Raw genomic sequence first — 14,701 nt, forward strand, 5'->3', positions numbered from 1 at the left:
TTAAGATCGAACAAAACGAGACCGAGCCAATGACCGTTCCGCTGGCCAGCGTGGAGACCCTTTCCGAGCACTATCGACAGCTCCTGCGCGGGCTGGGTGAGGATGTCGAGCGCGAGGGACTGCTCGATACACCCGCTCGCGCGGTGAAGGCGATGAAATACCTGACCCGCGGGTATCACCAGAATCTCGACGAGATCGTGAACAATGCGTTGTTCACCTCCGAGAACGACGAGATGGTGCTGCTGAAGGATATCGAGCTTTATTCCCTGTGCGAGCATCACGTACTGCCGATCATCGGCAAGGCCCACGTCGCCTACCTGCCCAACGGACGGGTGATCGGCCTGTCGAAAATCGCCCGCATCGTCGATATGTTCGCGGCCCGCCTCCAGATCCAGGAAAACCTGACCCGGCAGATCGCCGAGGCGCTGATGCAGGTGACCGACGCCCGCGGTGTCGGGGTGGTGATCGACGCCAAGCACATGTGCATGACCATGCGCGGGGTCGAGAAACAGAATTCCTCGATGGCCACTTCGGTGATGCTCGGCGCGTTCCGCGACGATCAGCGCACTCGCGAGGAGTTCCTCGACCTGATCCGGCGCTGAATCCCCGCGGGCCGCGGGGATTCCGTTGCCTGGTCGGAGCGGTTGCGGCGGGTGGAATGCGAGGATCCTGTCGAACCGCGATGGTTCTTGTCGCCGCTTCGGGTGTCGGGGTGCGTGCACAATGATTGACCCCAACACCCGCGGGTGCTACGAGTAGGTTGGGAACCGCCTCGGCTCCCGGGCTCGGGCGGCAGGTCGCCTCCCGGGCCTCCACACACCCTCGGAGACTGGTGATGGACAACAGGACATTCAGGCGCAGCGGGATGCTGGTCCTTGCGATTCTTGGTATGGCCGTGATGGCGCCTGCGCAGGCGATCAACTTCGGCGACATGATGAGCCCAGGCCGCTGGTTCAGTGGCCAGGACCGCGACTATGGTTATGGCGACCCCTATGGCGGACCCGGCTACGGCCAGCCCTATGCTCAACCCTATGGCCACCAGCCGTACGGTCAGCCAGGAGGATACCGGCCCTACGGTCAGCCGGGGCTCTACCAGCCCTACGGTCAACCGGGTCTGCCGATGGAAGGCGTATCGCCCTACGGATATGGCACTCCGCCGGCGGGGCTGCCACACGACTACCGCGGAATGGACCCCGGATTCGGTTACCCGGGACTCTATGGCGATCCGGGCATGGGGCTGCCGGGAGAATACCGTGATCCCTGGGCCGACGACGCCGCCCAGCAGCGCATTCGCGCGCTGGAGCAGCGGATCGAGGAACTCGAGCGCCGGCAGCAGGAGCGTCCGCTGGAGAGCCCCGATTACCACCAGCCCATGTATCCGCCAATGCGCTGAGCGCATGCGGATACAGGGTGCCCTGCAACGGCGTCCCTTGAGCCCGAGGCTTGGGGGCTCGATCGGGTTCGGTGGGGCAGCTGGTCCGTGCCGGTGTCCATCGCTCCGGTGGCGGGCGCGAACCGCGTTACGCGGGGCGCAGCGTTCTGGCGGGTCGCGCTGATGGCCGGGTCGCGGATCGCCTTTCTGGTCGCCCTGGCGGCAGTATTGTTGCTGCTGGTCTCGGGTCCAGGCACGCGCCTTGGCCTGTGGGAGTTCCCGACCGGTTTCCTGATGATGCGCTGGTCGGTGTACCTCGGGCTGGCCGCGCTGGCCTTGACGGTGGTCCATATGCTGGTACCCGGCCTGCGCAGGCGCGGCGCAGGCTGGCGGGCCGGGGCCCTGGTGCTCGGTCTCGCTGCCGTCTACATCCCCTGGCAGGCCTTGGAGAAAGCGCGCGAGGTGCCGCCGATTCACGACATCACCACCGATACGCAGAACCCTCCCGCTTTCGTCGCGATCCTGCCGCGGCGCGCGGATGCGCCGAATCCCGCCACCTACCCGGGCGAGGACGTGGCGCGCCAGCAGCGGGAAGCCTACCCGGATATCCGCAGTCTGCAACTCGAACTGCCGCCTGAGCGCGCGTTCGCGGTCGCACTCGACACTGCCGGATCGATGCGCTGGGAGATCGTTGCCGCGGATCCTGCCGAGGGTCTTATCGAGGCCGTTGCCACCACGTTCTGGTACGGGTTCCGGGATGACGTGGTGGTACGGATCCGGCCCGATGAACTCGGCAGCCGGGTGGACGTGCGCTCGGCATCGCGCGTCGGGCGCAGCGATGCCGGGACGAATGCTCGCCGCATCCGGTCGTTTCTGGAACGCCTGCAACAGGCAGTCGAGTAGCGGGCGCCGCGGCCGACACCGTAACGCCACCACCGTAACGGCAGCACCGCCAAAGACTCCGAACGCGAACCTCGTGTCCCCCGGTCAGCGGGTCAGCCCGAGCCCGATCGCCGCGCCGAGGGCGAGGGTCACCAGCACCACGGCCCGCCCGATCAGCCGCCAGGCATGCAGGTGACGCTCCCAAACGGCGAGGTGGAAGGCCAGCGGCCGGCCGGCGGGCACGTTCTTGGCGCGGAATCCGAACGATGGCCGATACCGGCGTAACCCGGTCGCCCGCTGCGTCGCACCCGGCCAGCGCGATGCGGCAACCGCGATCGGCAGCGCCACGGCCAGAGGCAGCGCGGCCGCCGCCTGCCCGGACAAGGTCGCTGCGGCGGCCATTACCGGGGCGCCCTGAAACAGCAGCCAGGGCAGCAGCAATACCGCGCCGAGCAGCAGCAGCCAGGGTAGTTCCGGATAGCGTCCCACGGCGGGAGCCTGCGCCGTATCCGGGGCCGGCGTGCCGCGGGTCAGCCACAGGAAGCGCAGCATCAACAGGGCGCTGGCCAGGCCGGTCAGGTGCAGCGCCGCAGTGAGACCGGCGCCTTGCCCGGTTGCGGCCACCGCGAGGTCCAGTGCCGACTTCGCGAGCACGCCGGTCGTGGCGGGCGCGCCGGCAAGCGCGAGCGCCGGCAGCCACAAGCCGATCCAGATCCCGGTGCGCCGTCGTCCCGCGGCCGCCCCCAGCAGACCGACGCCAAGGAACAGGGCTGCCTTGGCGAGCCCGTGGTGGATCACAAGCACCGAGATCGCCGCGATCGCGGGCTCGCCGGTTATCAGCGCCAGCCCGGCCAGGACCGTGAGCAGACCCATCTGGCTGACGCTGGACCAGCCGAGCAGGACCTTGGGATCGCGGCAGGCCAGACCCCGCAGCGCGGCGTAGAGGGCGCCCGCGACGCCCAGCACGACGAGCAGCGGCGGCAGCGCCGAGCCGATCGTGTCCGCGGACGGCTGCACCAGGCGCAGCCACCCCAGGATGCCGGCCTTGATCATCACGCCACTCAGCACGGCACTCGCCGGGACCGGCGCCACCGGGTGAGCGCGCGGCAGCCAGCTGTGCAGGCCCAGCGCACCGAGCTTGAGCCCGAAGGCCAGCGCCAGCAGGGCCAGCACCGGCCCCGGTAGCCGGGTGGCGGCCGCGTCGAACCGCGTGTCCCCGCCTGCGTCCGTCACCAGCGCCGCGATGGCCACGAACAGCGCGACCTCCGCGAGCATCATCATCACGAGGTACAGGCGCCCCGCGGCCAATGCCTCGGCGGTGCGCTCGAAGACGATCAGCCCGAGCGCGGCGAAGGTCATCAGGGCGATCCCGGCGTACAGGGCCAGCAAATCCTGTGCGAGGATCAGCGCGAGGTTTCCTGCCAGCGCGAGCAGCCAAAGGGCTGCGAACAATGGTGACCGGGCCTGCTCCGGGCGAAGCTGGCACGCCAGCCATCCGGAAAGGGTCCAGACCAGTGCCGCCGGAAGGAGGAAAACGCGCGCAGTCGCGTCCATGCCGAAGGACAGGCCGGCAGGAAGCAGCGCTGCCGTCAGCGCGGTGCCGTCGGGTAGCACGAGTGCGGCGAGCAACGCCGCAACTGGCGCCAGCGGCAGCAGCAACGCCCGGCCGGTGGCGCGCGTGAACGCCAGCACCGCGAGCGCGAGCCAGGGCGCCAGCAGCGTGGCGGCGAGCAATGCCGTGTGCAGCCCCGAGTCCGGTGTCGCGGTCATGGCAGTGCCGGGAGCTCGGCGGCAAGCAGCGCCGCGACCGTCGGCGCAGCCAGCCCGAGTGCAGTCGCGCCCAGTGCCAGCGCCAGAGCGCTCAGCCCGAGTGCCGCAGACAGGGTCGAGCGGCCGTCCGTGACGTTCCAGCCGGGAAGAACGGCCGCCTGCAGCGCACGCCACAGGTAGGCGGCGGTGAAGGCCGTTCCCAGCATCAGCACCGCGAGCCAGAAATACTCTCCGGTGGCCAGGGCCGCCTGCGCCAGCCACCATTTGCCGACGAAGCCTCCGGTCGGCGGCAGGCCGATCAGGCTTGCGCTCGCGATCGCGAACGCGACCCAGGCGATGACCGCGCCCTGCTGATCACCGCCCAGTGCCTGGAGCCGCCCGATCCCGTGGCGCAGCACGATCGCGCCCGCTGCGAGAAACAGCGCGGCCTTCGCGAGGCCGTGGGCCAGCACCAGCATCACCGCGCCGGACCACGCCTGAGCCGTGGCTCCCGCCGCCGCGAGCGGGAAGACCAGCAGCCCGTAGCCCAGCTGGGATACGGTCGAGTAGGCGATCAGCATCTTCAGGTGCCGCTGCAACAGCGCCTGCAGCCCACCCCAGAGGACTGCCGCGGCGCCCAGCAGCCCGAGCAGTGTGGCCACTTCCCGCCCGAGCAGCGGCGCGAACGGGCCGAACCAGAGACGCACCAGCAGGTAGTAGGCGGCCGCGATCACCACGGCGGAGAGCACCGCGCTGACCGCCGGTGGCGCGCGCCCGTGGGCTGCAGGCAGCCAGAAATGGAGCGGGAACACTGCTGCCTTCAGCAACAGGCCCAGGGTCATCAGCGCCGCCGCGACGGCGGTGATCAGGTCGGAGTCGACATTCGCGGCCAGCAGCGCGAAGTCGAGCGCGGCGTAGCGGCCGTACAGCAGCGCCACGCCGAGCAGGTAGATGGTGGACCCCAGCAGCGTCGCGAGCAGGTAGCGCCACGCCGCGGCCTGGGCAGAGCCGCCGGCCAGCCCGATCAGTCCTACCGATGCGATCGACACGAGTTCCAGGGCGACATAGATGTTGAACAGGTCGGCCGAGAGGAACAGGGCGTTCAGGCCGCCCCACAGGAACAGCCAGAGCGGCCAGAAAAAGCGTGGGTCACGGACCGGCGCGCGACTCGCCGGACGCGCGGCATGGAACACCGCCCCGGCCAGCCCGACCGCGGCGGTGAGCAGCAGCAGGGCGGCCGACAGGCCGTCCACGGTCCAGCCGATTCCGAGCGGCGCGGCCCAGCCGCCGATCGCCTGCCGCCATGCGCCCTGCTGCAGCACCGCCCCTGCCACGCCCAGCGCTGCCGCCAGCAATGCGACGCCGGATGCCAACGTGACCGGCACCGCCCAGCGCGGCCGGATGAAGACCACGATGGCTGCCGCGAGCGGCAGGCTGAACTGTACGATCGTGCCCGCGGCTCCCGGGGTCACCCGGCATCCCCGCGCCGTCCGGCCGCGGCATCCGTCTCGTCGTCGCGCACGCGACCGGCGATCCGGACCACCAGCGCCAGCGCGACCGCCGTGGTGCTGACCGTGACCACGATCCCGGTCAGCACGATGGCGTGGGGCACCGGGTCCAGCGGCTCGGCGAGGCGCGCCATGACGACGAACAGCAGGAACACCGCCGTGGTGAGCACGTTCAGCGCGAGCAGCCGCCGCAGCAGGTTCCGGGCGGTGAAGAAACCGTGCAGCCCGATCAGGAACAGCACGCCCGCAAGGCTCAGGTACACGGTCACGTTCCGGACCCCCGGTACCCGTGCTCGCAGGGTTCGCCGCGCAGGTACAGCGCAAACAGCAGCAGCGCGATCGAGAGTCCCGCGGCCACCTCCAGCAGCAGGATCACCGGCCCCGCGGTGCCCGGCGGGTATTCGAAGAAGGCGTGACCGGACAGCAAGCCGGTGAGCCCGGCTGCGAGCATCATCGCCAGCCCGAGCGACAGGATCCAACGCCACGGTCCGTGCTCGCTGCTGCGGATCCAGGGACGGGCGCCCGCGAGCAGCATCAGGATCCCGCCGGCTCCGAGCACCGCGCCCGCCGGAAAGGCGCCGCCGGGTGCATGGCTGCCGCGCCAGAGCAGGTAGCCCGAGACCAGCACGAACACCGGGAACAGCAGGCGCCCGAGCGCCGGGAGTGCCGGCGACGGCATCGCCGGGACCAGCGGCGACGGTGCGCGGCCGAGCGACCAGATCGTCACCGCCGCAAGCAGCAGCACCCCGATCTCCAGCAGGGTATCGAGGGCCCGGAAGTTCAGCAGCACCGCGGTGACCGGATGGTCGACCCCCGAGTCCGGCAGCGACGCGAGCACCTCGTGTCCCAGTCCAGGGGCCGGGAGCTTCCAGGCGGCGAGGGTCAGTCCGCCGAGCAACGCACCGCCGGCCGGGATCCAGAACCCCCAGGCGGTCGCCGGCTCGTAGAGCAGCCGGCGCCGTTCGTCGCGGCCCGCGAGCCGGTCGAGCGCCGAGAGGAGCAGGGCACCGGTTGCCCCGGCCCCGATCGCGGCCTCGGCGAGCGCGATGTCCGGTGCTTCGAGGCGGACCCAGGCCAGCGCCATCAGCAACCCGAACACGATGAAGCTGACCACCGCGTGGAACAGATCGGCGGCCCGCGTGGCCTGCCAGGCCAGCCACACCAGCGCGAGCGCGAGGAGACCGTCGAAAACGACGCCGGCCACGCCCATCAGGTGCCCCAGGGCTTCAGCCCGCGAGCCAGCGCGGTGCGTGCGATCAGGCCGGCTCCGGTGGCGGACGCGATCAGCATCAGCACCCAGATCAGCACCAGCTTCAGCAGCAGCGCGACGCTTCCGGACTGGATTCCGAGACCGATGCAGACCAGCCCGAGTCCGACGTTGTCCGCCTTGGCCAGCGCGTGCAGGCGCGTGTACACGTCGGGAAAGCGCAGCAGCCCCAGCGTGCCGAGCAGGAAGAACGGGATCCCGGCAAGAACCATCAGGCCGCCGGCCCACGCGGCGGCGTTCACGGCTCTTGCTCCGGCGGGTCGGCGCACTGTGCCGCTGCCCCGGTTTCGGCGATCGCGGACCAGGCACGGCTGACGAAGGTGACCGACGCGAGTGCCGCCAGCAGGGCGAATACCAGCGCGACGTCGACCAGCGCGAGGTTGCCGCTGGAGACCGCCATCAGCAGCACGATCACGACTGCCGAGGTCGCGAACATCTCCGCGGCCAGCATGCGGTCGGCCGCCGTCGGGCCGCGCAGAATGCGGACCATGCCGACCACGATATTCAGGAGCAGCAACACGGCCAGCGCCGGATAGAACTCAGTCATCATTCTTCCTCCACCGCCAGGAACATCCGCCCGACCACGGTTTCGAGGCGCACGAGACCCTCCAACGTGCGGGCGGGATCGCCGAGGATATGCACCGTCATGCCCCGCTCGGTGATCCGGACACACAGGGTGCCGGGCATCAGATTGATCAGGTTGGCGAGAAACACGCGGGCGTGGGCACCCTCGATGTGCCAGATGAAGTCGAGCAGCGCCGGGGTCAGTGGCCGCCGCGGGTGGATCGCGCGATACGCCACGTCCAGCGCACTGCGCAGCGACAGCCACGCAAACACCGGAACGAAGCGCAGCGCCCCGCGCAGATGCCAGCGCCAGCGCTCGGTGCTCGGAAACGGGTTGAACAGGGCCGCCGCGATCACCGCGGGCAGGCCCCAGAGCCAGCCGCCTTCGCCGCCGGTGATGATCCACCAGATGCCGGCGTAGGCCACGATGCGCAGCGGCAGGCCGACACCGGACCGTTGCATCCGGACCCAGCGTGCCACCCGCTCGGTTCGATCCCGCATGGTCTGTCGCGCCGATGAGGTCATCACAGTCCGATTTCCGGCTCCCCGCTGCTGCAACTCTACTCGAACCGCGGTTGCGGGCGCACCGGCGGCCGGGATGCGCTGCCAAACCGCGAGCGCCATGCGTATGATCATGCGCACCGACACACGATCGGCCAGAGGTTCCCGTGAGCGATTCGAACGAAAAACCCCGCTGGCACGCACTGGATGCAGACGAGGCGCTGCAGCGTCTCGAGAGCGTCAGGGAAGGGTTGGACCGCGACGGCGTACGGGAACGGCTGGAACGCTACGGCCCCAACCGCCTTCCGGACCCCGAGCGCGCGGGTCCGCTGCAGCGCTTCCTGCTGCAGTTCCACAACGTGCTGATCTATATCCTGATCGTCGCCGGCGTCGGCACCGCGCTGCTTGGCCACTGGATCGACACCTGGGTGATCTTCGGCGTGGTGCTGATCAACGCCATCATCGGCTACATCCAGGAGGGCAAGGCGGAACAGGCGCTGGACGCGATCCGCCAGATGTTATCGCCGAAGGCGCTGGTGGTGCGCGACGGCCAGCGCCGCACCATCCCGGCCGAGGACCTGGTGCCCGGCGATGTAGTGATCCTGAAGGCCGGCGACAAGGTGCCGGCCGATCTGCGACTGTTCAAGGCCCACAACCTGCGCATCGACGAAGCGGTGCTGACCGGCGAGTCGGTCGCGGTGGACAAGCAGACCGAAGCGGCGGAGGAGAATGCCGGCCTCGGCGACCGTGCGTCGATGGCGTTCTCCGGAACCCTGGTCGCGTACGGCCAGGGGCGCGGCGTGGTCGTCGGCACCGGTGCCGACACCGAGATCGGCCGCATCTCGACGATGCTCGGCGAGGTCGAATCGCTGACCACGCCGCTGCTGGCGCAGATCGCGCAGTTCGGTCGCTGGCTGTCGGTGGCAATCGTGCTGCTGGCCGGTTTCACCTTCGTGTTCGGCTACTGGGTGCGTGACTACGCGCTGGTCGAGACCTTCCTCGCGGCGGTCAGCCTCGCGGTGGCGGCGATCCCCGAGGGTCTGCCCGCGATCATGACCATCACGCTTGCGATCGGCGTGCAGCGCATGGCGGGCCGCAACGCGATCATCCGCCGGCTGCCCGCAGTGGAGACGCTGGGCTCGGTCACCACCATCTGCTCGGACAAGACCGGCACGCTGACCCGCAACGAGATGACGGTGAAGAGCATCGTCACCGCCGAGCACGAGTTCGAGGTCAGCGGGGTCGGCTACGCGCCCGAGGGGCATTTCGCGAGCGACGGCGAGAAGGTCGCGGTGGACGATCAGCCGGTGCTCGCCGAGGCACTGCGCGGCATCCTGCTGTGCAATGACGCCGAGGTCTATCGCTCGGACGGGCGCTGGGTAATGGAGGGTGACCCCACGGAAGGTGCGCTGGTGACCGCCGCGGTAAAGGGCGGGCTGGACCAGAAGGAGCTGAACCGGAACCTGTCGCGGATCGACGTGATCCCGTTCGAGTCGACCTACAAGTTCATGGCGACCCTGCATCACGACGAGCGGGGCGAGGGCGTGATCTACCTGAAGGGTGCACCGGAGCGCGTGCTGGCGGTCTGCGACAAGGAACGCACCCCGGACGGCGACCGGCCGCTCGAGCGCGAGCGCTGGGAAAAATGGATGGAGACCATCGCCGCCCGCGGGCAGCGGTTGCTCGCGGTGGCCGCGAAGGACGCGGCCGCAGACAAGTCGCAGCTCGAATTTCCCGACATCGAGGACGGCGGTCTCACGCTGCTCGCGGTGTGCGGGATCATCGACCCACCCCGGGACGAGGCGATCCGTGCCGTGGCCGAGTGCCAGCAGGCGGGCATCCGGGTGAAGATGATCACCGGCGACCATGGCGTCACCGCGCGCGCGATCGCCGACGAGCTCGGCATCGAAACCGCGAGCGGTGTCGTGACCGGGCACGAACTCGAGGAAATTTCCGACGACGACCTGAAGCGACAGGTGCACGATGTCGACGTGTTCGCGCGCACCACGCCCGAGCACAAGCTGCGGCTGGTGAAGGCGATCCAAGCCGACCGGCACGTGGTCGCGATGACCGGGGACGGGGTCAACGACGCTCCGGCGCTGAAGCGCGCCGACGTCGGCGTGGCGATGGGGATCAAGGGTACCGAGGCGTCGAAGGAGGCGTCGGAGATGGTGCTCGCGGACGACAACTTCGCGTCGATCGCAGCGGCGGTCGAGGAAGGCCGCACCGTCTACGACAACCTGAAGAAGGCCATCCTGTTCATCCTGCCGACCAACGGCGGCCAGGCGTTCACCATCGTCGCCGCGATCCTGCTCGGGCTGACCTTGCCGCTGACGCCGGTGCAGGTGCTGTGGGTGAACATGGTCACAGCGGTCACGCTGGCATTGGCGCTGGCCTTCGAACCCACCGAGCGCGACGTGATGCGGCGCGCCCCGCGGCCGCCGAACACGCCGATCCTGTCACCTTTCCTGTTGTGGCGGATCGGCTTTGTGTCGTTGCTGCTGGTGGCCGGCACCTTCGGGCATTTTCTGTGGATGCTGCAGCACACGGACGACATCGATCTCGCGCGCACGGTCGCGATCAATACCTTGGTGGTGGGTCAGGTGTTCTACCTGTTCAACAGCCGCTACATCGTGCAGTCGGTGCTGAATCGGGAGGGCTTTTTCGGCAGCCGCGCGGTCCTGATCGCGATCGGCATCCTGGTGGTGCTGCAGACGCTGTTCACCTATGCACCGCCGGTACAGTTCCTGTTCGGCACCACCGGCATCGGCCTGGAAGAGTGGGGCCGCATCCTGCTGTTCGGAGTCGCGCTGCTGCTGATCGTGGAATTCGAGAAGGCCTTGTTGCGCAACCGCGGGCTGGCCCGCAACGGCTGACGCGGCAGGTGCCGGTGCCGGCCGGTCGGGCCACCGGTCTTAGCGTGAAAGTCACGGCCTGTCTCGTGCCCCGGGCGACCCGTAGGGCGGAAAAGCGCAGCGTCATCCGCCGTACGGCGTTCGCGGTGCCCAGGCGCCCGCGGCAATCCGGGCGCCAGCTGGCGGATGACGGCCTTCGGCCTCTTCCGCCCTACGCCTACGCCTCTTTCATCCTCCAGGGTGGCTGACTACACCATGACAGTTAGCGTGAAATTACAGCCACGGAAGGCACGGACAAGGGCCGGAAGGCGTTCTTTGCCACGGATGAACACGGATGTTTCTTGGTTGAAACCCTATCCGTGTTCATCCGTGGCCAACCTTTTTCATCGTTCGGGGTGGCCCGTAGCCATGAGAGGTTAGGGTCTCAGGGCAGGGCGTCTTCGTCCAGCCACTCGAGCAGGTAGTAGAGATACTGGCCCTCGGAGGATTTCGACGGCCCGAGCACCACGGCCGCGAACTGCCGCTGGACGGCGTCGGCCTCGGCCAGTGCCTGCTCGCGTGATGTCACCACACGCACGCATCCGGCGGGGAAGCGCTTGCGGGTGCGGCCGGGCATGAACACCACCGCGTAGCTGGGGGCCGAGACGCCGCCTTCGGGATCAGGGGGTACGAGTCCGCGCATGCGGACAAGGATAACAGGGCCTGATGCCCAATGCGGCCACTGATCTCGGCCCGGCTGCGCGAACCGTCCCTCGGTCCACCGGCAGGTCCGTGCCACCGCAGCCGGGGTGCTTTGAGCCCCTCTGCGTCCTGGCGGGCAGTATGATGGGCCATCCCTTTCCACCCCGGCCCCGTTGCGTTGGACGCCTACTCGCTGAACGAAATCCTGGTTGCGCTGCTGATCGTGGCCTTCGCCGGCGCGGTGCATGGCACCTTCGGTCTCGGATTCCCGATGGTGGCCACGCCGGTGCTGGCGCTCTTGACCGATGTCCAGACCGCGATCCTGCTGACGCTGGCGCCGACGATGGCGGTGAACCTTTGGACCATGCTGCGGGGCGGCAATCTGGCGGCGAGTGTCGGGCGCTTCTGGTTCGTGGCGGTGTGGATGCTGGTGGGATCGGCCGTGGGTACGCTGGTCCTGGTCGCGCTGGATCCGAATCCATTCCGGCTGTTGCTGGCATTGGTGATCCTGCTGTACCTGATGGGCGACCGCCTGAAGCGGGTCGACTGGAGCTGGATCCCTCGTTACCCACGGGCAAGTGGAGCCGGCGCCGGCATGCTGGGCGGGCTTCTGGGTGGGACCGTGAACGTGGGCGGGCCGGCACTGATGATCTATTTCCTCGAGATGCGGGTGCCTGCGCTGGTGATGGTGCAAGCGATCAACCTAGCGTTCCTGCTCGGCAAGTCCACTCAGGCGGCGACGTTTGCCGCAGTGGGCGAGCTGACCCCGGTGCTGCTGCTCGTGTCGTTGCCGTTGGGAGTGTGTGCGCTGGCCGGGCTGCGTGCCGGCATGTGGCTGAGCGACCGATGCTCCGCCGAGGTCTACCGCCACTGGCTGCGCCGCCTGCTGTGGCTCCTGGCCGGCCTGCTGGTGGTGCAGTTCCTGCGCGATCTCTGATGGGTGGGACCGCCCTGCGGGCAAAGCCGGTAGATCAAGGCCGGTACGTCATTGCGGCGGTTTGCCTTGACCATGGTCCGGGGGTTGCCTACGTTCAGGGAGTATAACGGGTTCGCGAATCGACCATCTGCAAGAAATCGCCGCAAGGGCGTGGACAGGCGGTGTCGTACCGCCAGGGTTGAGGAGGAAAACGATGTCACGAATGAAACATCTGAAGACGCTGCTGTTGGTTCCGATGCTGCTGCTTGTATGGGGTGCCCAGGCGGTGGCCAGCGAGGTGCAGACGCGGGGCGGTGCGTTCTACGTGTACCTGTCCCCCGCCGTCGAGTTCAGCGAGGTGCTGGAGCGCCTGTACACCGAGATCGAGGCGCAGAGCTGGGAGGTGCTGCGGGTCCAGGACATTGACGATGGCCTGCGCGAGCACTATGGCATCGATATCGAGAACAAGGTCATCTATGCCTGCCGGTCCAAGTACCTCGCGGAAGCGATCAAGGAGAACCCGAACGTCACGTTGCTGGTGCCCTGCCGCATCGCGATCTACCGGGTCGACTACGCCGGCCGCGCTGCCGGTCCCGGCGCCGAGGGGGGCAAGATCGTGATCGGCGTGACCAACCCGATCCACGAGGCCGACCTGCTGGGTATCGAGGAACGCGAGACGATCAAGGTCGTCGCCGACGAACTGCGCAGCATGCTGGAGGGCGTGGCCGAGTTCTACCACTGATTCCCTCCACACTGCCGCCCGATTCCTGGCGTCGCATCCGGACCCAGGGTCGGGCGGAAAACGCCGACACGACCGCCATCCGCCATTTTGGGGCGGTTGCCCCGGCGGATGGGGGTCGGCCGGCGCCGATCGGCGCATGACGCTGGGGTCTTGCGACCTGCAGATGGTCAGCTAGCGCGCAAGCAGCCGAAGGCCGTCATCCGCGGTGCGGCGGCGGTTCCGAGTCGGGCCAGCGGGTCCCACCCTCGTGAGCCGCTTCTGCTCCGTTGCGCAGGATGGGGATCCCGTTTACCTCCCGGCTTCGAGAACGAGTTCGGCGAAGCGATGCAATACCCGCTGACTCTCCGGTGCGGGCCGGACTGCGGCCTGCAGTTCGCCTGCCGAACGTCCCTGTTCGGCCAGGATTTCGCGGTAGTACCCGACGAAGCACGCGATGATCCGGTCATCGAACTCCGGGTGGAACTGGACGCCCCAGGCCGTTCGGCCGTAGGCGAAGCCCTGGTGCGGTTCCATCGCGCTGCGGCCAAGTGCCCTTGCTCCCGCAGGCAGGCTGCGCACCGACTGGCGGTGGCTGAGCTGCGCGGGCAGCCGCTCGGGGAGCGCGGAGAACAGTGGGTCCGCGGCTGCAGCGGCCGATAGCGTGACTTCGACCGTGCCGACCTCGACGCCCGCCGGGTTGTAATGCACCTCGCCCCCGAGCGCATGGGCAAGCAACTGGTGGCCGAAGCAGATGCCCAGTACGGGCACCTCCTGCGAGACCGCATCCGCAAGCCATGCAGCGGAACGCCGGATCCAGTCCGTCTGCTCGGTGACCATCGCGCCCGAACCGGTTACCACGATCCCGGCCGCGTCGCCCGGTTCCGGGAAAGCCGCCGCTGCCGCCGCGTCGACCACGCAGACCTGCCCCGGGGCCCAGCCCATGCCGGACGCGATCCAGTCCTCGTAGTCGCCGGGCACGCCGTCGAGGCAGGGGATCTTGCGCCCGGTTTTCAGGATCACCAATGGCCTGTCGGCGGGGCTCATCCGCGGAAGGCTTGCTTCGAACTCAGCCACTCGGTCTCCTCCGGGGTGTCCCTGCGCTCGAGGGCCGCGTTCCGGTGCGGAAAACGGCCGAAACGGCGAATGATTTCGCGATGGTGTTCGGCCCAGCGCAGGCTGTCGGTCAGGCCGGCCGCACGGTACAGGGCCACCGAGCGTTCCTGGTCCGCGAGCGACTCGCTGTGCATGAACGGCAGGTACAGAAACGCCTTGCGAATGTCGTCGAACTCGGTGTCCCAGCCTTGCCCGATCGCGTGATCGGCCACCTCGCGAGCCATCGCTTCGGTCGAGAAGCTTTCGGCTTGCCCCCGGAACATGTTCAGCGGGAACTGGTCGAGCACGATCACCAAGGCCAGCGCGCTGTCGGCAGCCTCCCGCCAGCCGTCCAGATCGTGGCGCGCGGCGGTCTGCCAGACTGCCCGATACCGCTCGCGCAGTTGTTCGTCGAATGCGGGCGTGGATCGGAACCACAGTGGCCGCACCGGTTCCGAGAACCAGAAATCGAGTACGTCCCGATGATCGTGTTCCACCGCGGTGTTCCGGTTCATGACTGGCCCCGATTCTACGTCGCGGCAGGGCACTCGTCGCATTTCCCGACCCGGTTCGAATCCATGCACCGCAGCGTC

General features: G+C 68.6%; 17 protein-coding genes. 7 read left to right on the forward strand and 10 right to left on the reverse strand.

The genetic code is table 11. The annotated features are described in order from the left end of the window. Positions 1–29: 29 nt before the first annotated feature. The 3 genes from folE (at position 30) to THITH_RS03985 (ending at position 2,275) form a co-directional block, all read left to right on the forward strand. Positions 30–602: a GTP cyclohydrolase I FolE gene (gene folE, locus THITH_RS03975; RefSeq protein WP_408645506.1), complete on the forward strand. Its 573-nt coding sequence runs from the start codon at positions 30–32 to the stop codon at positions 600–602. Positions 603–835: 233 nt separating this feature from the next. Continuing rightward, complete coding sequence (locus THITH_RS03980; RefSeq protein WP_006745783.1) at positions 836–1,393, forward strand: hypothetical protein; 558 nt, start codon at positions 836–838, stop codon at positions 1,391–1,393. A gap of 87 nt (positions 1,394–1,480) precedes the next feature. Further along, the gene (locus THITH_RS03985) at positions 1,481–2,275 is read left to right on the forward strand and encodes a DUF1499 domain-containing protein (RefSeq protein WP_232222240.1); all 795 of its coding nucleotides are present in this window, start codon (positions 1,481–1,483) and stop codon (positions 2,273–2,275) included. Between the two features lie 84 nt (positions 2,276–2,359). Here the strand turns inward: THITH_RS03985 and THITH_RS03990 are convergent, their stop codons facing one another. Genes THITH_RS03990 through THITH_RS04020 form a run of 7 tightly spaced genes read right to left on the reverse strand, consistent with a single transcriptional unit; the run spans position 2,360 to position 7,867 of the window. Continuing rightward, positions 2,360–4,024 (reverse strand): proton-conducting transporter transmembrane domain-containing protein, encoded by a 1,665-nt coding sequence (locus THITH_RS03990; protein WP_006745781.1) that lies wholly within the window; start codon positions 4,022–4,024, stop codon positions 2,360–2,362. Then, positions 4,021–5,475: a complex I subunit 5 family protein gene (locus THITH_RS03995; RefSeq protein ID WP_006745780.1), complete on the reverse strand. Its 1,455-nt coding sequence runs from the start codon at positions 5,473–5,475 to the stop codon at positions 4,021–4,023. The genes THITH_RS03990 and THITH_RS03995 overlap by 4 nt, the downstream gene beginning before the upstream one ends. Continuing rightward, positions 5,472–5,780 (reverse strand): NADH-quinone oxidoreductase subunit K, encoded by a 309-nt coding sequence (locus tag THITH_RS04000; RefSeq protein WP_006745779.1) that lies wholly within the window; start codon positions 5,778–5,780, stop codon positions 5,472–5,474. The genes THITH_RS03995 and THITH_RS04000 overlap by 4 nt, the downstream gene beginning before the upstream one ends. Next, the gene (locus THITH_RS04005; protein WP_006745778.1) at positions 5,777–6,721 is read right to left on the reverse strand and encodes a hydrogenase subunit MbhD domain-containing protein; all 945 of its coding nucleotides are present in this window, start codon (positions 6,719–6,721) and stop codon (positions 5,777–5,779) included. Before THITH_RS04005 ends, THITH_RS04000 begins: the two co-directional genes overlap by 4 nt. Continuing rightward, positions 6,721–6,990 (reverse strand): monovalent cation/H(+) antiporter subunit G, encoded by a 270-nt coding sequence (gene mnhG / locus THITH_RS04010; protein WP_041483577.1) that lies wholly within the window; start codon positions 6,988–6,990, stop codon positions 6,721–6,723. Before mnhG ends, THITH_RS04005 begins: the two co-directional genes overlap by 1 nt. Positions 6,991–7,016: 26 nt before the next feature. Then, a complete protein-coding gene (locus tag THITH_RS04015) occupies positions 7,017–7,325 on the reverse strand; it encodes a monovalent cation/H+ antiporter complex subunit F (protein WP_025367250.1) in 309 nt (102 codons plus the stop codon). Then, complete coding sequence (locus tag THITH_RS04020) at positions 7,325–7,867, reverse strand: Na+/H+ antiporter subunit E (RefSeq protein ID WP_006745775.1); 543 nt, start codon at positions 7,865–7,867, stop codon at positions 7,325–7,327. Before THITH_RS04020 ends, THITH_RS04015 begins: the two co-directional genes overlap by 1 nt. A 143-nt stretch (positions 7,868–8,010) precedes the next feature. Here THITH_RS04020 and THITH_RS04025 point away from each other — a divergent pair, with 143 nt between their 5' ends. Further along, on the forward strand, positions 8,011–10,719 hold the full coding sequence (locus THITH_RS04025) for a cation-transporting P-type ATPase (RefSeq protein WP_006745774.1): 2,709 nt from the start codon (positions 8,011–8,013) through the stop codon (positions 10,717–10,719). A 44-nt stretch (positions 10,720–10,763) separates the two neighbouring features. Next, on the forward strand, positions 10,764–10,946 hold the full coding sequence (locus tag THITH_RS19035; RefSeq protein ID WP_232222241.1) for a hypothetical protein: 183 nt from the start codon (positions 10,764–10,766) through the stop codon (positions 10,944–10,946). 176 nt (positions 10,947–11,122) lie between these two features. On the opposite strand, the gene THITH_RS04030 is transcribed toward THITH_RS19035, so the two are convergent. Continuing rightward, positions 11,123–11,380 (reverse strand): hypothetical protein, encoded by a 258-nt coding sequence (locus THITH_RS04030; protein ID WP_006745773.1) that lies wholly within the window; start codon positions 11,378–11,380, stop codon positions 11,123–11,125. 177 nt (positions 11,381–11,557) lie between these two features. Here THITH_RS04030 and THITH_RS04035 point away from each other — a divergent pair, with 177 nt between their 5' ends. Together THITH_RS04035 and THITH_RS04040 are read left to right on the forward strand one after the other, a co-directional pair. After that, the gene (locus tag THITH_RS04035) at positions 11,558–12,316 is read left to right on the forward strand and encodes a sulfite exporter TauE/SafE family protein (RefSeq protein ID WP_006745772.1); all 759 of its coding nucleotides are present in this window, start codon (positions 11,558–11,560) and stop codon (positions 12,314–12,316) included. 193 nt (positions 12,317–12,509) lie between these two features. Continuing rightward, a complete protein-coding gene (locus THITH_RS04040) occupies positions 12,510–13,037 on the forward strand; it encodes a DUF302 domain-containing protein (RefSeq protein ID WP_006745771.1) in 528 nt (175 codons plus the stop codon). Positions 13,038–13,325: 288 nt separating this feature from the next. On the opposite strand, the gene THITH_RS04045 is transcribed toward THITH_RS04040, so the two are convergent. Both THITH_RS04045 and THITH_RS04050 read right to left on the reverse strand, forming a co-directional pair. Next, positions 13,326–14,090 carry a glutamine amidotransferase gene (locus tag THITH_RS04045; protein ID WP_006745770.1) on the reverse strand — a complete coding sequence of 255 codons (765 nt, stop codon included), beginning with the start codon at positions 14,088–14,090 and terminating at the stop codon, positions 13,326–13,328. Next, positions 14,057–14,623: a DUF924 family protein gene (locus THITH_RS04050; protein ID WP_006745769.1), complete on the reverse strand. Its 567-nt coding sequence runs from the start codon at positions 14,621–14,623 to the stop codon at positions 14,057–14,059. Before THITH_RS04050 ends, THITH_RS04045 begins: the two co-directional genes overlap by 34 nt. Between the last annotated feature and the right edge of the window lie 78 nt (positions 14,624–14,701).

The sequence above is a fragment of the Thioalkalivibrio paradoxus ARh 1 genome (genome assembly GCF_000227685.2).
GTDB lineage: Bacteria > Pseudomonadota > Gammaproteobacteria > Ectothiorhodospirales > Ectothiorhodospiraceae > Thioalkalivibrio > Thioalkalivibrio paradoxus.